10 protein-coding genes are annotated in these 20,133 nt (G+C 58.8%); 7 read left to right on the top strand and 3 right to left on the bottom strand.

The window, feature by feature from the left end:
* The first annotated feature begins 64 nt into the window (after nt 1–64).
* The 4 genes from FSY59_RS27095 to FSY59_RS27115 all read left to right on the top strand — a co-directional run bounded on the left by FSY59_RS27095 (nt 65) and on the right by FSY59_RS27115 (nt 2,840).
* Nucleotides 65–397: a hypothetical protein gene (locus FSY59_RS27095; RefSeq protein WP_003052711.1), complete on the top strand. Its 333-nt coding sequence runs from the start codon at nt 65–67 to the stop codon at nt 395–397.
* Between the two features lie 634 nt (nt 398–1,031).
* On the top strand, nt 1,032–1,685 hold the full coding sequence (locus tag FSY59_RS27105) for a cytochrome b/b6 domain-containing protein (RefSeq protein WP_003055692.1): 654 nt from the start codon (nt 1,032–1,034) through the stop codon (nt 1,683–1,685).
* Nucleotides 1,682–2,464 (top strand): molybdopterin-dependent oxidoreductase, encoded by a 783-nt coding sequence (locus FSY59_RS27110; protein WP_148730030.1) that lies wholly within the window; start codon nt 1,682–1,684, stop codon nt 2,462–2,464. The genes FSY59_RS27105 and FSY59_RS27110 overlap by 4 nt, the downstream gene beginning before the upstream one ends.
* A gap of 79 nt (nt 2,465–2,543) precedes the next feature.
* Nucleotides 2,544–2,840 (top strand): hypothetical protein, encoded by a 297-nt coding sequence (locus tag FSY59_RS27115; protein WP_003055689.1) that lies wholly within the window; start codon nt 2,544–2,546, stop codon nt 2,838–2,840.
* Nucleotides 2,841–3,087: 247 nt separating this feature from the next.
* On the opposite strand, the gene FSY59_RS27120 is transcribed toward FSY59_RS27115, so the two are convergent.
* The 3 genes from FSY59_RS27120 to FSY59_RS27130 all read right to left on the bottom strand — a co-directional run bounded on the left by FSY59_RS27120 (nt 3,088) and on the right by FSY59_RS27130 (nt 5,033).
* Nucleotides 3,088–3,816: an anti-sigma factor domain-containing protein gene (locus FSY59_RS27120; RefSeq protein ID WP_148730031.1), complete on the bottom strand. Its 729-nt coding sequence runs from the start codon at nt 3,814–3,816 to the stop codon at nt 3,088–3,090.
* Entirely contained in the window at nt 3,813–4,391 is a 579-nt protein-coding gene (locus FSY59_RS27125) for a sigma-70 family RNA polymerase sigma factor (protein ID WP_003055687.1), read from the bottom strand. The genes FSY59_RS27120 and FSY59_RS27125 overlap by 4 nt, the downstream gene beginning before the upstream one ends.
* Nucleotides 4,392–4,457: 66 nt before the next feature.
* Nucleotides 4,458–5,033: a DUF3455 domain-containing protein gene (locus FSY59_RS27130; RefSeq protein ID WP_043372402.1), complete on the bottom strand. Its 576-nt coding sequence runs from the start codon at nt 5,031–5,033 to the stop codon at nt 4,458–4,460.
* 410 nt (nt 5,034–5,443) lie between these two features.
* Between FSY59_RS27130 and FSY59_RS27135 the strand changes: the two genes are divergently transcribed.
* The 3 genes from FSY59_RS27135 to FSY59_RS27145 all read left to right on the top strand — a co-directional run.
* Nucleotides 5,444–5,722 carry a hypothetical protein gene (locus FSY59_RS27135; protein ID WP_148730032.1) on the top strand — a complete coding sequence of 93 codons (279 nt, stop codon included), beginning with the start codon at nt 5,444–5,446 and terminating at the stop codon, nt 5,720–5,722.
* An 869-nt stretch (nt 5,723–6,591) separates the two neighbouring features.
* A complete protein-coding gene (locus FSY59_RS27140) occupies nt 6,592–8,280 on the top strand; it encodes a ShlB/FhaC/HecB family hemolysin secretion/activation protein (RefSeq protein ID WP_148730034.1) in 1,689 nt (562 codons plus the stop codon).
* Between the two features lie 9 nt (nt 8,281–8,289).
* Nucleotides 8,290–20,133, top strand: an 11,844-nt coding sequence (locus tag FSY59_RS27145) for a hemagglutinin repeat-containing protein (protein ID WP_148730033.1), incomplete at its 3' end; no start/stop codon positions are given.

The following is a 20,133-nucleotide window of genomic DNA, read 5'->3' on the forward strand; positions in this document are numbered from 1 at the left end:
TGATCCACGTACAGCGCAGCTGTATGACAATTAGTAGGCGTGATTCCTAATCCAGGAGGCCGCTATGGGAAAGACTCTAGCTCTTTTAGCGATGGCACTATGTGGCGCTTCGTCTCTGGCTGCACCCGACTCCAGGGCGGTCAATGAACCGTTGAGCATTCAGCGCCAGATCTTCGGAAGTGGCGAGCAAGGCGCGACGGGAGCGCAGCAAGCCGAGCCAGTGGGTGACTATGGCGTCTGGCATGTGCCCCAGTACCTGCCCGGTTACCCGACTGCCGCAACCATCTGGCCCCGCGCCATCCCTGTGAAATGCAGGGACAGGCAGTGCGAGGGCTATGTGATCACCCCGCAGATGGGGCCAGGTGAGTACCTGTTTTTCGTGCCTACAAGCGAGTAGGCTGTTGATTTCCATTCAAAACTGACTCGCCGGGGATGCGGACAATAGCCTGTGGGGGCAGGTCGTGTGACCTACGACCTCGGTGCGCGCGTTGCGACGAAGATCGACAGCAAGCCTGTCACTTTTCGAGCGGCGGTGCTGAACGCATCCAACAAGGCCTAGTAAGGGATGCCTCTGCTTTCCAGCCTGGCACTGGGGGCTCCACGCACGTTTGCGCTGTCGGCAACGATGGATTCCTGACCGGATTGGAACCTGGACTCGGCACAGTCACTGCCCTTCAGCATGCGCCGAGTCACAAGGGTCTTGGTCCGGTCTGACTGCAGGCGCCGCCTGTCGACAAGCCATGGTGCAGTTCGGGGTTGGCAACTTGATGTCATCAGTTGCTGTCCCTTTAAGGCGCAAGGGGAGGACTGGTTCTGACCGGCGGATGACCATCTGGGTGGCATCAACCCAGAGGAGTTTGATCACGCCTGGGCTTGAGGCTGGGAAGTGTCTACTGGAGTCGGGCAGTCCGCTTTCAAGCAGCTGCCTGAATGGTTGATTGATCGGACCTCCGATATCTGCAGCCCAAATATCACGATTTATTGAACTCTCGGTGAGGACTTCAAGACCAGGTGCGCCGAACAATGCACCCATGTCCTCCCTCACACGTCAACCGCCGAAACGCAGTGTCTCCGTGCAGCCCCTGTGGCTGCGCATCACCCACTGGCTGAATGCTTTAGCCGTGCTGATCATGGTGATGAGCGGCTGGCGTATCTATAACGCATCACCTATTTTTGACTTTGCCTTTCCAGACAACATCACGCTGGGTGGCTGGTTAGGCGGCGCGCTGCAATGGCATTTCGCCGGTATGTGGCTGTTTGCGCTGAACGGGTTTGCTTATCTGCTGCTGAATCTGATCACTGGAAGGTTTGGGCAGCGAATGTTCCCCGTTTCAGCGCGCGGCATAGTGCGTGACGCCTGGCTTGCGCTGACGGCTCGCTTGTCGCATGCAGACATGAGCCATTACAACCAGGTGCAGCGTGCAGCCTATCTCTTTGCTGTGGTGGATTTGATATTGCTGGTGCTCAGTGGTCTCGTGATCTGGAAATCGGTGCAGTTTCCGCTACTGCGTGAGCTTTTGGGCGGATACGACATGGCCCGCCGCATTCATTTCTATTGCATGACAGCCATTGTCTGCTTTGTCGCCGTTCACCTTCTTATGGTCGTGCTGGTTCCGCGGTCGCTGCTTGTCATGCTGCTCGGTCGCTCCACCTTGCGCTCGGTCAACAAGGAATCCACATCATGAACACTTCCATCTGGCATCGGGACAACGCTGAAGCCGTGGTCGCCGAGGCCCGGAACTTGCTAAACAGACAGTTGCCACAGGCATCGCGCCGGAAGTTTCTTGCGCGCGGGCTCACACTGGGAGGCCTGGGGCTGCTTGCAGGATGCAGCATTGAGGACAACGCTACTGCCGAAGCCGCGCTGACGCGGATCTCGCAGTTCAATGATCGGGTGCAGGGCTGGCTTTTTGACTCTTCACGCCTCGCCCCCACTTACCCGGAGTCGATGATCACCCGGCCATTTCCATTCAACGCTTTCTACGACGAAAGCAAGGTGCCAGAAGTGGACGAAGCGAGGTTTCTTTTGGAGGTGACAGGGCTTGTCGCCGACAAGCATCGCTGGACGCTCCATGAACTGCGTGCACTGCCGCAGTACACGCAGGTTACGCGCCACATCTGTGTGGAAGGCTGGAGCGCCATCGGCAAATGGGGTGGTCCACGCTTTGGTGACTTTTTACGTGCCGTCGGTGCAGACCTCGGAGCTCGCTATGTGGGCTTCCAATGCGCCGACGACTACTACACCAGTATCGACATGGCGACGGCGCTGCATCCTCAGACGCTGCTGGCACTCGACTGGGATGGCCAACCACTGCCGCCCAAGTACGGCTTCCCCATGAAGTTGCGCATGCCTACCAAGCTTGGCTACAAGAATCCGAAGCACATAAAGGCCATCTTCGTGAGCAACACCTTCAACCGAGGCTACTGGGAAGACCAGGGCTACAACTGGTTCGGCGGCAGCTGACGCCACACCTGTTTCCTATTTCCCCCGTTCCCCCTGCGGCTCACGCCGCGTTTTCCACCTGAGCCAAGAAAGTACCATCATGAAACACGCATTCACTACCACCGCGCTCTCCGTGTGTCTGGCACTGAGCGCCGCCTCGGCATTTGCAGCCGATGCGATGACCAAGGATTCCATGGGCAAGGATCACATGGCAATGGAAAAGCCTGCCATGGGAAAGGACTCCAAGCACAAAGACGCCATGAGCATGGACAAAGAAATGGGCAAGGGCGCAATGACCAAGGGAGACAAATCTGCCAAGGATCACATGGGCAAGGACAAGATGTCTAAGGATTCGATGTCGAAAGACTCAATGTCCAAGGACGGCATGAGCAAATAATCAGCCGGGGAGTGGCAAGGCGCTCCCTGCAGATTGTCACTCCCGGGCCGCCAACTGCCTTTCGGTCGTACATGATTCGGATGTACTGGGCACCAGGCTCGCCAAGCGGTAATACCGCCGATACGTTGGCGCGAAGCCTTTCATACTTCGTTCGGCTTCGCGCCTCGTCTCAATTCCTTAGCGGCGGTGCCTGCTCCTGGCAAAGCTCAGGGCGGTGGAACGCCTCAAGCTCCCCTCCAACGAAATCTTAGATCTGGACGGCTCGACCGATGAACTGGATAGGGCCTGTGGGGCGCCCAATCGGTGAGCCTCCATAGGGTTCCAGGGTCAGCTCGAACAACTGGTTGGGCTGTAGCGGAGGGAGCTTGTCAACCGGAACCTCTATGGCCTCGCCTGGCTTTACCAGACCAAGCGATACCGGCGCGCTCCAGCCATCGGCCTTGGTCCAGAATTGCAAGGATTTCTCGGCAGGAACATTGTCGATACCTAGTGGCACCAGACGGAGTCTGCCCTCGACCTGGGCCTGTACCAACCAGCCAGGAGACTGGCTCTGAGGCGCCGCAAGCACCACAAAGTAGCGTGGCGCAGCAGGGGGCGAAGCCTCGCGCAGTACAAGAATAGCCGCCAGTACTGCGGCAGCGGCAAAGCCAGTACCCGTCAGTCCGCGCCATAGAGCGAGGCTCTCCCATTGCCACCAGCGTATTTTGGTCGATGCAGCTTGAGTGCGCTTTGCTGGCGCAATACTTGCGGCGATGCGTTGCCATAGGCTGGCCCCAGGATCGACTGGCTCGGCGAGCGAGGTCAGTGGCAACAGACGCTGCTCCCATTCGTCCACCGCTGCCCGAAGGGCGGGCTCGTGCGGCAGGCGCGCCTCAATGGTGCGACGCTGACCAGCACCGAGTGTGCCCAGTACATACTCTCCGGCCTGTGTATGCAGGTCGTCTGGAGGCGTTTGTGGTTGGGTTTCGCTGCTCATTGCATGCATTCCCGCAGTGCGCGCAGTCCGCGCTGAATCCAGGCCTTGACGGTGCCCAGGGGTGCTTGCAACCGCTCGGCAATCTCGCTGTGGCTGCAGCCGTCCACATAGGCGTGCAACAAACAGGCACGGCGCGCTGGCTCCAAGCCGTCAAGGCAATGCCCAAGACGGCCGAGCGACGCCTGCCGTGCAAGCTCATCGCCACCATCCTGCCAGGCTGCAAAGGCTGCCTGTGCATCCAGGTGCGCTGTAGCCGGTTCGTCAAGCACGGTTTCGCGCGCGCCATCGCGTACGCGATTCAGGGCCGCATGCCTGACGATGCTGTAGATCCATCCACGGGCAGAGCCACGGCTGGCGTCAAAACTCGATGCCCGCTCCCAGATGGACACAAAAGCGTCGTGAAGCACATCCTCTGCCGCAGCGCGGTCACGAACTATTCTGAGAGCCACACCCAGCAGGTAGCGTGCTTCATGCACATAGATGCGGCGCAAGGCTTCGCGATCACCTTGCGCGCAGGCCTGCAGCGCAGCGGCGTGGTCGAAAGCGTCGTCTTGGAGGGCGGCAGCAGGCGGCACAAATAAAAGCTTGGAAGGAAATAGAGATAGTCCCTTCACGCATTCTAGTCATGCCGCTGCAAAGCCTTACATCGTGGGTTTCCAGAAGATGTAGTCGGCCTGGTACTTGACCATGGTCTTTTGCCCCTTTGTGGCGGTGGTGCAAGGCTTGTCGGCAGGAGCAGTGCCCCCTTGGAGTGCGACGCGCTGGATGTAGCTAACGTCTACCAGCGCTCCGTTACCCATGGCTGGATTGGCCTTCACCAACTGGTATGGCAGGTTGCCGGCACCAGATGGCGCGACGGCTAGCTGCGTGGCGGTGAGCTTGGAGCCGTCGTTGGCTTCCCAGGTGGCGGGAGGGCCATAGTAGCGGCCCACAGTTTTGCCGGAGCGGTCTTTCAGCACCGCATCGGGGCCGACAAAGACCCATTCGGTTTGACCTGGTGCGTTGGCCTTGTCCCTGCATTCGTAAGTGATGTCGCCACTGCCTACCGTTTCCCAAGCGACCTTGTGACCGGATGGAACCTGGATAGACGCCGGCAGCGAAGCCTGGGAGAAGGTACCGGCCGGAGACTGCATCGAGCCGCAGGCAGCGAGCAGGGCTGCGGTGGAGGCAATGGCAGCAATAGCGGTGAGGCGGTATGCGAAGCGAGTGGTCGACATTGAGATTCTCCAATTAGATCGGTTGGAAAGGTTCACTGAGGCAGCACATTGCTTGTGTTGCTATAGCTACTACCCGCGAGACCGATGTTTGGATGCACCGAACGCGAAAATATTTCAGTTGCTTGGGCAGTACTAGGCCTCGGGCGGCTTTCTCGGGCAGCTTGCACGCCGAGCGCTCATTTCCTGGGGTTCAAGACTTGCCCAGAAACATCCGCTCACTCCTTGCGATTAATGATGTTGCTTCTCATTTCTCGAATGACCAGGCTTGCGGGTACCCAGCGTGAAGCACAAGGACACCTCAAGCTTTGCGGGCTGCATCCGGCCCCTGTGCCGATGAGTTGGGCAAACAGGGTCCTGGTGCATCACCCTTAGGAGACCCGGACTGCTTGTGCTGCGCTTGCCGCTCAACGATGGCGCTGGCAAAGGGGAAAATGGGAGACAGCTTTGCTGTTGTGTTCTACAAATTCCCGCTTGATCGCAGCCGCATAGCAGGCGAGGCTGGCGCTGCGATATGGAAGGAAGGGGGTCTGCAGCCACTCAGTCAGTCGTTTGAGCTTGGCAACAGAATCATGCTCCACGCAATCCATGGGGAAGACGACCAGGCAGGAGCAAGTCAGCAGGAGATCCAGCAGGCCTTTGAGGTCTTCCTGACCGCCATCGGGTGCAGGAACTCTCCAGCGTTGCGTTGAACACAGTCCCGAATCGTGGGATTGGAGTTAGGTCGCCCGCCTGCATAAAGCACTTTTTGGACCTGCAGCAGTGCCTGGTTACGGGTTGCCGTGGTGGCCTGGCCGTAGCTGGCATCACTGAGATAGTGCAACTCTGCCTCGCAGCGGCAAGGTCCTCTGCCAGATATTGGCTGTGTTGCTTCGCGCTTGCCAGTTCTGCTTTCAGCTGAAGAATCAACTGCTGTGATTCTTGTATGGCGCGTTCGGCATGCACGTGTCGCCGGACTTGCAGATCTTCCATTTGGCGACAGAGGAATGGCATGGCCCGTTCACTGGATTGCATGCGCAGTTGGGCAGTACGTTGTTCGAGCTCCATCGCTTGCTGGCGGAAATCGCTGCATTGCGACGGACGAAGGCATTTTCTTTGCTTACTCGCGCATTCTCACGCGGTAGATGACTGGCATGGCTCCGCGTCTAATCTTCGCCTCATATGTGGATGGCTTATGCAGCAAGCCGAATGCTTGCTGAGTATCTGTTTATTAAACAACGAAAATAGCAATAGGAAAATTCTGATTTTATTTTCCATTTTTGGGGTTGCCGTTAATCAATGCCTGGCTAGGACCAGATTTAGCAATGAGGCAAGACTAGTCAAGTCATGTTCTTCCTGCATTTGTCTCTTGGTGTGATTGAGGCAGAGCCTTGTTCGGTTAGATGGGGCTATTCGATCAAACTCCATCTTTGTCAATTTTTATAAAGAGATATTTCCGCGATGTAGGTTTTGCGTAATAGTCCTCTGGCATAACGTGAATGCTACTCACGCGAAAAAAATGACACAAGAAATACCAAAGTCCTTGATGAGGGAGAAAAAATATAGTCACCGCCTTCATTTAATGCCTCTATTTGCGGCATTGGTGGGCCTGGCTGCTCCCGCTTTTGCGCAGCTTTCCGGCAGCGCCGCCATTGAGCAACAGCAGCTACAGCGGCAGCAAGAGCGCGAACGTGAGCTGCGCGAACGCATGACTCCGAATGCGAACACTTTGCAGCCACAAGTGAAACCCGAAACGCTCGCGATGCCAGATGGCGAAATGCCTTGCTTCGCGCTGCATGCGCTTGAATTGACAGGGCCCAAGCTTGATGCATTGCCTTGGCTCGGGGCTGCGGCAGGCATTGATCTGAGCACCCGGCCCTGCGTAGGGGCCAAGGGGGTCGAGGTCATCCTGGCGAGAATGCAGCAAGCAGTGCTGGAGCATGGCTACGTGACCTCCAGAGTGATGGTGGTCCCTCAAAACCTCAAAGACGGTGTGTTGAACGTCGCTTTCATTCCCGGCGTTCTCAGAGCCATTCGATTTACCCAAGAGAGCACGGCAAGCACATCGCTGTTCGCCGCTTTGCCTTCCAAACCCGGAGAGTTACTGCAGCTTCGTGATATAGAGCAAGGTCTGGAGAATCTCAAGCGAGTACCAACGGCAGATGCCGATATTCAGATCACTCCCGCTGAAGGCCCCGAGGCGGAGCCTGGTCAAAGTGATCTGATGATTACTTATAAGAATATCAGCCCCTTGCGCTCGAACGTCGCCATGGATAATGGTGGCACCAAATCAACGGGAAAATTACAAGGTACAGGAACGGTATCCTGGGACAACCCGCTGGGCCTGAATGACCTGATGTACTTCAGCTTCGGCGGAGGCGTTGGCAATGGCGGCAGCCGTGGCACCGAAACCCGGGCCGCACAGTATTCCCTGCCTTTCGGGTATTGGTTGCTGGCCCTGTCGGGTTCCTATAACCAATACCACCAGGGCGTTGCGGGTGCTTATCAAAACTACACCTACAGCGGCGAATCCAGCAATCTGGATCTCAAGCTCAGCCGGGTGGTATTCCGCAATGCCTCTTCCAAGACCACGGCCGGCATCAAGGCCTTCCAGCGGACTTCCAACAACTACATCGACGATGTGGAGATCGATGTCCAGCGTCGGCGTACCTCGGGCTTTGAACTGAGCCTGAACCAGCGCAGCTATCTAGGCAATGCCATCCTGGATGCCAATCTGGCCTACAAGCGAGGCACGGGTGCTTTTGCTGCCTTGCATGCGCCAGAGGAGCCCTTTGGTGAAGGCACTTCGCGCATGAAGCTCTATATCGCCGATCTGGCATTGACCAAGCCCTTCGAGCTGGGTGGCACCAAACTCAGATTCACCAGCAACTGGCATGGCCAGTGGAACAAGACACCACTGACCCCGCAGGATCGCCTTGGCATTGGAGGCCGTTATACCGTGCGGGGCTTCGACGGCGAAAGCACCTTGCTGGCCGAACGAGGCTGGTACTGGCGCAACGAACTCAGCGCGCCCTTGAGTCTGGGCGTTGCAGGCAATGCAGAGGCCTTTGTGGGGCTGGATACCGGCCATGTGAGCGGACCTTCCGCCCAATACCTGGTGGGGCAGTCCTTGACCGGCGCTGCCATTGGACTGCGTGGCGCCTGGCGCAACCTCTCCTATGAAGTCTTTGTGGCCACGCCTGTCAAAAAGCCGGAGCACTTCCGAACCTCCCACACCAATCTGGCATTGAGCCTGGCCTACAGCTTCTGAGGCGTCGTCATGAACAAGAATCTTCACCGCGTTATCTTCAACAAAGCCCGTGGCATCCGGATGGTGGTGCAGGAAACAGCTTCCAGCGAAGGCAAGGCCGGCAATGGCAGCACACAGACAGGCGCTTCTGATGCTGGTGCCTTGTCGGCGGGCAGTTTGCGCACTGCCAAGTCCTTCCTGAGCGCTTTCCCGTTCTCTGCTGCAGCCAAGACAGCAGGCATGCTGGCCTTGGCTCTGGGGGCTCCTGCCGGTTTTGCGCAGATCATTGCCGACCCCTCGGCCCCCAATCGACAGCGCCCCACGGTTCTGGAATCAGCCAACGGCACCCCCACGGTCAATATCCAGACCCCTTCTGCAGGTGGCGTCAGCCGCAACACCTACCAGCAGTTCGACATCGGACAAAAGGGAGCCATCCTCAACAACAGCCGCACCAATGTACAAACCCAGATTGGTGGCTGGGTGCAAGGCAATCCATGGCTGGCCAACGGCAGCGCCCGGGTTATCGTCAATGAAGTCAATTCCGCCGCTCAGTCTCGCCTGATGGGGCCGCTGGAGGTCGCAGGCCAGCGGGCCGACGTCATCATTGCCAATCCTTCGGGTCTGGTGGTCGATGGCCTGTCCTTCATCAATGCCGCTGGAGTGACGCTCACCACGGGTCGCCCTCTGTATGGAGCCAATGGCAGTCTGGACGGCTTCAATGTTCAAGGCGGCCAGATCAGCCTGCAAGGCAGCGGCATGGATGCCACCAAGGCAGATTACGCCAATATCCTGGCCCGGGCCATCTCGCTCAATGCGGGTGTGTGGGCCCAGGAGTTGAAGGTTGTCACAGGCGTCAACCAGATCACCACAGACGGCAGCGTCCAGCAAAGCAACCCCAGCCCAGTTGGTGCAGAGTCTGTGAAGCCCGGGTTCGCACTGGATGTCGCCCAACTGGGCGGTATGTACGCGGGCAGGATTTTCATTGTGGGTACCGAGTCCGGCCTGGGTGTCAGAAATGCGGGCACTTTATCAGCGACAACAGGTGGTCTGACCCTGAGTGCCGATGGACAGTTGAGCAATTCTGGTGTGATCGCCAGCAACCATGTCGATGCCAATCTGAATGTATCGAGCAAAGGTATCGACAACAGCGGAACTTTGAGCAGTCAGCGTGATATCACCATCAATGACGGTGGCTCTGGGCTGAGCAACTCAGGAGCCATTCAGGCGGGCCAGCAACTGACAATCCAGGCAGGGCAGCTCACCAACCAAAGCACGGGCAACCTTACGACACAGCGGCTGGACGTCACTGCCCTGGATCTGAACAATGCAGGCTCCATAGCGCAAACCGGCTCTCAAGACTTGCGCATTCAAACTGCGTCATTGAGCAACAGTGGCTCCAAGGCTGTGCTGGGAGCGCCTTCTGCAACGACCAATGGCACAGGCGCAGGTGGCGGTACAGGCACTGATTCGGGTGGGGCGGGCTCAGATGGTGCCAGCACGACAGCTCCCCCCACCTCTGGTCAGGACGGCAGCGCTGTCCAGACATCGCCAGTGGCCCCTGTGGTGCTTGCCACTGGCAATATCAACGTGGTGCAGAGCCTCACCAACACAGGCAAGATCGTTGCCAATGGTGCGACTGATGTCTCGACTTCTCAGTCCTTGACCAATAGTGGCAGCGTCAACGCTCGGCAACTTCACAGCGAGGGAAGTCTGGACAATAGCCAGGGGAGTCTGGTCGTTCAAAACTTCTCCGGTTCCCAAACTGCCTTGCAAAACCGGTCAGGCTCGTTCTATGTACAGACTGATCTGAAGCTTGATGCTCAGGATCTGGATAACTCCAGCGGCACGATTGGTAGCGCCCAATCGCTCACCATCAATGCCAAAGATGGGGTTGTCAACACTGCGGGGACGCTGACCGCAGGCAAAGACCTGACGGTCCAGGCTCAAAGCGTAGGCAATGACAGTGGCCGCATCGTGAGCAATACGGGCAGCGTTTCTCTGGATACATCTGGGGCGCTGAGCAATCTCAAAGGCCAGATCGGCACGGTATCCACAGCAGCTGACGCCCAGGTGCGCATACAGGCGCAATCACTGGAAAACAGCCGAGGTGAGATCTCTCAAAACGGCTCAGGCCAGCTGAGCATTCAGGTTGCTGATGCAGTGCAAAGCAATCAGGGCCTGATCGCCAGCAACGGCAGCACGCAAATCAAGGCCGCTAGCTTCAGCAACGACGCCGGTAACGTCTCCGCCCTCAAAAAACTGGACATCGCCAGCAGCCAGAGCATCAGCAACGTGGCTGGCAGTATGCAAGCAGGCGACGGCTCCACCACGAATGTGTCTGATGGCTCCCTGAAACTCCGAGCAGGTGGAAACATCGACAACCGCAGCGGAACGCTGTTCGCCAACGCGGCCTTGAATGCACAAGCGACCAGCATCGACAACAGCAAAGGATCGCTGGCCACCATGGGTGATATGCAAGTGCATACGTCCGGTGACTCGATCAATAACGCGGGCAAGATTCAGGCCAATGGCAACGTAGACATCCAATCCACGCAAAAGATTGAAAACCAATCTGGCGTGATCGCCAGCGGTGGAAAATTAAACCTCCAGACCCAGAATCTGCAAACCCAGAGAGGTCAAGTCAGCGCAGGCAAAGATGCGACCCTGGTCACTCAAACCCTGGACAACACCGAAGGGTCCATCACTCAGTCCTCTCAAGGGCAGTTGTCCATTACCGCCAGCGCCGCTCTGACCAATGGGGCTGGCAAGATCATCAGCAACGGCGACCTCGGTATCTCCGCAGGCCAGACGAACAACCAAAGTGGTGAAATCACCAGCCTGCAAAACGCTCAGATTCAAGTGGTGGACCTGCAAAGTGAGCAAGGTGTGATTCAGTCTGGCGCTGCTTTGGACCTGCAAAGCGCCTCGGACATCAACGCCAGAAAAGGCACGATCCAGTCGCAAGGGCCTTTAAACATTGACGCCAAAGGTCAGCTCACCAGCGCCGAAGGCATGATCCTCAGCAGCGACTCAGCCTCCATTCAAAGCGCAGGTCTGGATAACGCATCGGGCACCATCAGCAGCACGGCATCCATCAAGATTCAAACCGGCGCTCTGCAAAACGATCAAGGCACGCTTGCCGCCAACAATGACCTCAAGCTGATCAGCACAGCCCTGAGCAACCAGTCCGGCCAGATCGGGGCGCAGAGCATTGCCATCGACACCCGGCAAGGAGCGCTGAACAACGACGACGGCAAGATCATTGCCTCTGCGGGCAATCTTGACGTGCAAAGCGGGGCGCTGCACAGCGACAAGGGCTGGATGCAGGCGGCGCAGGACCTGCAGATCAACACCCACGGCCAGACCCTGACCAACACGGGAACCCTGCTGGCCTTGGGCAACGCCAGCGTCGACAGCGGCGATCTGGACAACACGAGTGGCACCATTCAGGCGGGGACCAGCCAGAGTACTGCCACGGGTACTTCCAATCTGACGCTGAACGCAGCAGGTGCACTGACCAATGGTCAAGGCACGATTGCCGCCAACAATGACCTCAAGCTGACCAGCTCGGCCTTGAGCAACCAGTCCGGCCAGATCGGTGCGCAGAGCATTGCCATTGACACCCAGCAAGGAGCGCTGAACAACGACGACGGCAAGATCATTGCCTCTGCGGGCAATCTGGACGTTCAAAGCGGAGCGCTGCACAGCGACAAGGGCTGGATGCAGGCGGCGCAGGACCTGCAGATCCACACCCATGGTCAGGCACTGACCAACACTGGCACCTTGCTGGCCATGGCCAATGCCACGGTGAACAGTGGCGATCTGCACAACACCGGTGGCACCATTCAGGCGGGGACCAGCCAGAGTGCTGCCACGGGTACTTCCAATCTGACGCTGAACGCAGCAGGTGCACTGACCAATGGTCAAGGCACGATTGCCGCCAACAATGACCTCAAGCTGACCAGCTCGGCCTTGAGCAACCAGTCCGGCCAGATCGGTGCGCAGAGCATTGCCATTGACACCCAGCAAGGAGCGCTGAACAACGACAGCGGCAAGATCATTGCCTCTGCGGGCAATCTGGACGTTCAAAGCGGAGCGCTGCACAGCGACAAGGGCTGGCTGCAGGCGGCGCAGGACCTGCAGATCCACACCCATGGCCAGACCCTGACCAATACCGGCACCATGCTGGCCTTGGGCAACGCCCGCATCGACAGCGGCAATCTGGACAACACGAGTGGCACCATTCAGGCGGGGACCAGCCAGTCCTCAGGCAGCTCAAGCCTGAACGTGACGTCGGCGGGAGTGCTTACCAATGATCAGGGCACGATTGCGGCCAACAACGACCTCCAACTCAACAGCACAGCCCTGAGCAACCAGTCCGGCCAGATCGGTGCGCAAAGCATTGCCATTGACACCCGGCAAGGAGCGCTGAACAACGACGACGGCAAGGTCATTGCCTCTGCGGGCAATCTGGACGTTCAAAGCGGGGCGCTGCACAGCGACAAGGGCTGGATGCAGGCGGCGCAGGACCTGCAGATCAACACCCACGGCCAGACCCTGACTAACACGGGAACCCTGCTGGCCTTGGGCAACGCCAGCGTCGACAGCGGCGATCTGGACAACACGAGTGGCACCATTCAGGCGGGGACCAGCCAGAGTACTGCCACGGGTACTTCCAATCTGACGCTGAACGCAGCAGGTGCACTGACCAATGATCAAGGCACGATTGCCGCCAACAATGACCTCAAGCTGACCAGCACGGCCCTGAGCAACCAGTCCGGCCAGATCGGGGCGCAGAGCATTGCCATCGACACCCGGCAAGGAGCGCTGAACAACGACGACGGCAAGATCATTGCCTCTGCGGGCAATCTGGACGTGCAAAGCGGGGCGCTGCACAGCGACAAGGGCTGGATGCAGGCGGCGCAGGACCTGCAGATCCACACCCATGGTCAGGCACTGACCAATACCGGCACCTTGCTGGCCTTGGGCAATGCCACGGTGAACAGTGGCGATCTGCACAACACCGGTGGCACCATTCAGGCGGGGACCAGCCAGAGTACTGCCACGGGTGCTTCCAATCTGACGCTGAACGCAGCAGGTGCACTGACCAATGGTCAAGGCACGATTTCCGCCAACAATGACCTCAAGCTGACTAGCACGGCCCTGAGCAACCAGTCCGGCCAGATCGGTGCGCAAAGCATTACCATCGACTCCCGGCAAGGAGCGCTGAACAACGACGACGGCAAGATCATTGCCTCTGCGGGCAATCTGGACGTTCAAAGCGGGGCGCTGCACAGCGACAAGGGCTGGTTGCAGGCGGCGAAGGATCTGCAGATCCACACCCATGGTCAGAGCCTGACCAATACCGGCACCATGCTGGCCTTGGGCAATGCCACGGTGAACAGTGGCGATCTGCACAACACCGGTGGCACCATTCAGGCGGGGACCAGCCAGAGTGCTGCCACGGGTGCTTCCAATCTGACGCTGAACGCAGCAGGTGCACTGACCAATGATCAAGGCACGATTGCTGCCAACAATGACCTCCAACTCAACAGCACAGCCCTGAGCAACCAGTCCGGCCAGATCGGTGCGCAAAGCATTACCATCGACACCCGGCAAGGAGCGCTGAACAACGACGACGGCAAGATCATTGCCTCTGCGGGCAATCTTGACGTTCAAAGCGGGGCGCTGCACAGCGACAAGGGCTGGCTGCAGGCTGCGAAGGATCTGCAGATCCACACCCATGGTCAGACCCTGACCAATACCGGCACCATGCTGGCCTTGGGCAACGCCCGCATCGACAGCGGCAATCTGGACAACACGGGCGGCACCATTCAGGCCGGCACCAGCCAGTCCTCAGGCAGCTCAAGCCTGAACGTGACGTCGGCGGGAGTGCTCACCAATGATCAGGGCACGATTGCGGCCAACAACGACCTCCAACTCAACAGCACAGCCCTGAGCAACCAGTCCGGCCAGATCGGTGCGCAAAGCATTACCATCGACTCCCGGCAAGGAGCGCTGAACAACGACGACGGCAAGATCATTGCCTCTGCGGGCAATCTGGACGTTCAAAGCGGGGCGCTGCACAGCGACAAGGGCTGGATGCAGGCGGCGCAGGACCTGCAGATCCACACCCATGGCCAGACCCTGACCAATACCGGCACCATGCTGGCCTTGGGCAATGCCCGCATCGACAGCGGCGATCTGGACAACACGAGTGGCACCATTCAGGCCGGAGGCGAGGCATCCGCTGCCGCAGCACTGAGCGTGCAATCCACGGGCACTATCACCAACGCAGGCGGCCATCTTCTGGCAAGCACCGACGTGGGGCTCATCGCCAATGCGCTGGATAACAGCAATGGAGAAGTAGGAGCGGGGCGACATCTGACCGTTCAGACTCAGGCTGCGGTCTCCAACTCTGCTGGCAAGCTGGTGGGTAATGCCGGTGTGGATTTGAAGAGTGCAAGCCTGCTCAACGACCGGCAAGCAGTGATCGGCTCCAGCATGGGCGATGTCAACATCGCTACGGGTGTCCTCGACAACCGCTCTGGGGTCATCACGGCGCAGGGCTCTGCATCCGTCACCAGCCAAAGCCTGGACAATACTCAAGGGCAAATTGGCGCTGGTCGTTTAAGCCTCAATACGCAGGGTCAGCAACTGATCAACACCGATGGCCAGATTTTGGCGAGCAGTGGTGACCTGAGCCTTCAAAGTGGTTGGCTGGACAATCAGCGTGGTCGCATTGCTGCCTTGCAAAATGCCACGCTTACCTCCAACGGTATTCGCAATGATGAGGGACGCATTACAGCAGACTCCCTGCAAATCCAGAGCCGGGATGGGGCCGGTACCTGGAGCGCTGTCTCCAACCAGGGGGGCGCCATCTTGGCCGATCAGCGCCTGCAACTCGATAGTGCTGCGCTGAACAATACGGCAGGTGCCATACAAACCACGGCCTCAATCAGCACGCTTGCGATCGACAGTCATGGCGGCGATATCACCAACCAGCAGTCTGGCAATGCTGGCGGCATCGTGTCTTCGGGCACATTGAATATCGATGCCCAAGAAGGACGCATCAACAACAGCCAGGGTGGCTATATCGGTGCCTCTGGCGATACGCACATCTCAGGCAGTCGCGTCAGCAACCAAGGCGGTGCCATCGCCTCCAACAGCAGCTTGCAAGTGAGCAGCACGGCAGCCGACGGCATTGCCATCGACAACACCAGCGGAGGGTCCATCCAGTCCACGGCAGACATCAAGCTGTATGCCTCCACTGCAGAAATTGCCAACACAGGCGGCTCCATCATCGCCAACAACGACTTGCTGATCCAAAGCAGCGGCAAGGTCAACAACGACCAGGGCGTGATCAAGGCAGGGCATGATCTGTCCGTGGTCGATGCAGGCGTTGCGGGCGGCTCTGCATTGAACAGTGCTACCCAGACCTTGAGCAATCAAGGCGGAACCCTGTTTGCTGGCAATAACTTCGGCATCAAGAACCAGGGACTCTCCGGGGCCGGAAGCTTGCAGGCGCAAGGCGGCATGCAATTGGCGTTCGCTGGTAACTACATCCACCAAGGCGAGTTAAGCGTCAACGGCGACCTGAGTGTCGAAAGCGGTGGCGACTTCACCAATCAGGGCAGCATCAAGGGCGGTAGCAGCGTTACGGTTTCCGGCAATAACGTCGATAACCAAGGTGGTGCAGAAATCAGCTCGGCTGGCGTTACAACCGTCAACGCCAGCCAAACCTTGACCAACCGGGGGCTGATCGACGGCAGCGACACCCGAGTCAACGCCGGTGCCATGGACAATGTGGGCACAGGCCGGATCTATGGGGACCACGTCTCCATCAGCGCTGGCACGCTCAGCAACCGATCCGAGAACGGCACCAGTGCCACTATCGCCTCGCGCGAAGACCTGGATATCGGTGCTGTGGCGGTCAACAACCAGGGCGGTGCTACCTTGCTGAGCCTGGGAAACATGCGTTTCGGAGGTGCGCTGGACGCCAATCGTTTTGCCACGGGTCAGGCACAAGTCATCAACAACACCGGCTCCAGGATCGATGCGACAGGCAGTCTCAGCATGGTTGCAGCAGTGGTGAACAACACCAATGCAGGCATAGAGATTGCGAGGCAGGAGTTTGTGGGCACTCACGCTGGCGAGAGTCTGGTGCAACTGCCTGGGCAGCAGCCGGAAAGCGCCAGCCTGTATCGAGAAGTCTGGAGTGGCACCTTCATTCCCTTCTACGACTACAGTCCTTTCTCACCAACGGTCAATGGCATTCCTGGAAACCGCTCCGATGGGCGGATTTTCAAGCCTGTGCATCCGGATAAATTCCTGACGACCATTCCGGTGGCCTACAAGGAAACGGTGTCCTGCGGCAGCGGCGATGACACAAGCCCTTGCACTTACACGTATACCTACGAACCGGCGGGGTCCACGCGGTTTGCAGAGTACGGTATTGCCGTGCCGGTGGGCTACTCCACGATACCCCCGCAACCCTTGACATATGGAGCTTATGTCGGTGAGTCTGGAACCGTCTATTGGCCTCCCGGCTCAAACCAGGGCGGTTATGAAGCAGCTCAAGCCGTGTATGTGGACTCCATCGCTGCGGCCAAGAATCTGAACGACGCCATATTGGCCCAGATGCAGGAATACAACCGCATCGAGACCAGCTCGCGGGACTACACCATCATTGACGGCGTTACCGAATCGGTTTACAGGGACAGAGTCCTTTCCTCCAAGCCTGGCCAGATCACGGCTGGCGGAAATATCGATATCTCGGGTGCACTGAATAATTCCGACTCCACCGTGATCGCCGGGGGAAGTATCAACGTTGGTCAGTTGAACAACCAATCCACGGTGGAGGGCGTCGAGACCAAGGCGTTGAACGGCACCGCGGTCTTCTACTCTTGGAAATACCACGGTGGATTCAGTAGCTCCCAGGAGCGACGTGCGTCGGCTCCTCAGGCATTTGCCAGCTCCCAGAGCACCACGTTTGAACTGCCCACCGTCGTTTTCCTGCAAAATCAGGCAGGCACAGGCCCTGTTGACAGCGTGGGCGCCAACCACAACACGGGTAGCAATGCCTCGGGTAATGGTGCAACGGCCACCGGAGCGGGTTCCGCTAACGGTAGTGCTGGCTCCATAGCCCAGCAAGGAGGCCCTGGTGCACAAGGGCCCAGTGCATCGGGTCAGCAGGCGGTTGGTCTGCAAAGTGCAGCTGCCGCTTCCGGCGGCGCGGCCAATGAAAGCGAAGCGATTGCTGCCACGCAGGCAAGCCAGCAGGTGGCCCTGGGCACCAACACGGGCAGTATTGGCAGCCTGGCTGGAGCCAACGCTGCGGGCGCCGATGGTGCCGTGCAGTCTGGCGCAGTGAATGCTTCGGCCCTAGCAGGAGCGAGCATCAATGCTGCAGGTTCGTCTGGCGCTGGAGCGGGCGTCACGGGCAACGTGCCAACGGTATCGCAGCAACCGATTACCAGCGCCAATGGTGAGGCGGTTGTGGTGCGCACTGTGTCTTCCGGGCCCACGCTGCCCAGCAGCAGCTTGTATGTGGTCAATGCACAAAACGGCAACCATCCCCTGGTGGAAACCGACCCTGCGTTCACCAATCGCCAGAACTGGCTGTCCTCGGACTATATGCTGCAAGCCTTGAGCCTGGACCCCGCCCTGCAGCAAAAGCGTTTGGGCGACGGCTTCTATGAGCAGCAGCTGGTTCAACAGCAGATTGCACAGTTGACCGGGCGCCGCTTCCTGGGGGACTACACCAGCAACGACGCTCAGTATCAGGCACTGCTGCAAAACGGCACCACCTTCGCCAAGGCGCATGGTCTGCGCCCGGGGGTGGAACTCAGCGCAGAGCAGGTGGCGCAGCTGACCAGCGATCTGGTCTGGCTGGTTTCCCAGAACGTCGCCATGGCGGATGGCTCCGTGCAAAGCGTGCTGGTTCCCAAGGTCTATGTAGTGGCCCGACCCGGCGATCTCAGCGCCACAGGCACTCTGATCAGCGGCGACACGATATCCGTCAAAACCGATGGAGATGTCAATAACAGCGGCACAATCGCCGGCCGCCGCGCTGTGCTGATCGCCGCCAACGATATCAACAATATCGGTGGACACATCGTCAGCGACTCTGTCTCTCTGAGTGCTGGGCGTGACATCAATGTGGTGGGGGGAACCGTCTCTGCGGCGCTGCAACTGCTGGCCCAGGCCGGCAACGACATCAACGTCGTCACGACCACGCGCACCACCAGCGGAGGAACAGCGCAGAACGGGTATTCCAATACGGTCATTGATCGGGTCGCAGGCCTCGCTGTCACCGGCCCATTGGATGCAGACCTCGGCCAAGGTGGGGTGATGGCGCTGAATGCCGGCAATGACATCAATCTGCAAGCTGCTCAGATTACGAATGCGGTTGAAAATGGAGTGACGCGCATCAATGCTGGCAACGATGTCAATCTTTCGACACTCAATATCTCGACAGACAACCGCATTACCTGGGACCCCAAAAACCATCTGTTCTTTGGCGGTAGCCAGGAGGCAGGCACCCAGATCAATACCCAAGGCACTACGGTCATCCGCGCCGGCAACGATATCAACGCCCGAGCAGCCCAGGTACAGACCACCCAGGACCTTCGCCTGAGCGCAGGCAAGGACGTCAACATCACGGCTGGTCAGGCGACGCAATCGCTGGACAACGCCTACTTCACCAAATCGTCGGGCCTGCTGGGCTCCAGCACCAAAACCCTGGTGGACAATGCGCATCAAACCCAGGCGCAGGGCAGCGGCCTGGGCGGCGACACCATCGCCATCAGCGCAGGGCGGGACATCACCGTGGCTGGCAGCAATGTTGTCTCGGACAACGGCACAGCCCTGCAAGCCGGGCGCCATGTCAACATCGTCGCGGTCGAAGAAACATCCAGCGAACAGCACCTTCGCAAGAGCACCAGCAGCGGACTCCTCGGAGGTGGGGCCGGAATAGGCGTGACCATCGGCAGCCGCATGCAAAGCACTGACCAGGCCATCACCGGCACCAGCGCAGCAGGCTCCACTGTCGGCAGCATCAATGGCAATGTGAACATCGTGGCCGGCGAATCCTACCGCCAGGTCGGCAGTGACGTCATGGCTCCGAAGGCAGACATCAACATCGTCGCCAAAGATATTGCCATCACCGAAGCAGAGCAACGGCAAACGAGCGAAACGCACACCCGCTTAAAGCAAAGCGGCCTGAGCGTCAGCATTGGAAGTGCCGTCATCAGTGCCGGTCAGACGGCACAAAGCATGGCCGAGGCTGCAGGCAAGACCAGCGATGCGCGCATGCAGGCTCTGGCCGCTGGTGCAGCGGCGCTCAACGCCTACAACCAAGGCAAGGACATCGGTGACGCCGCCGGTGCCCTGGCTTCAGGCAATCCCTCAGCAGCAGGCTCCATCTCCGTCTCGGTCGGCTCCAGCAAAAGCCAGAGCGACAGCTATCAGAGCGGCACGATCAGCCATGGCAGTAGCGTACAGGCTGGCGGCAACGTCAACCTCATCGCCACTGGCGCTGGTAAAGACAGCAATATCCTTATCCAGGGCAGCGACATCACGGCAGGCAAGGATGCCACCCTGATGGCCGACAACCAGATCACCTTGCTGGCTTCGCAAGACAGCCACAGCGATCGCAGCACCAACAGCAACTCCAGCGGCAGCATTGGCGTATCCGTTGGCGCGAACACCGGCATCACCGCCAGCGTCAGCCAAGGAAAAGGCCATGCCAACAGCGACGACGTCAGCTACAACAACACCCATATAACGGCAGGCAACAGCGTCACCCTCCAGTCCGGCGGCGACACCCACCTCAAGGGGGCCGTGGTCAGCGGCAAGCAAGTCATCGCCGAT

The sequence above is a fragment of the Comamonas sp. Z3 genome (assembly GCF_008121565.1).
GTDB classification, from domain to species: domain Bacteria; phylum Pseudomonadota; class Gammaproteobacteria; order Burkholderiales; family Burkholderiaceae_C; genus Comamonas; species Comamonas brasiliensis.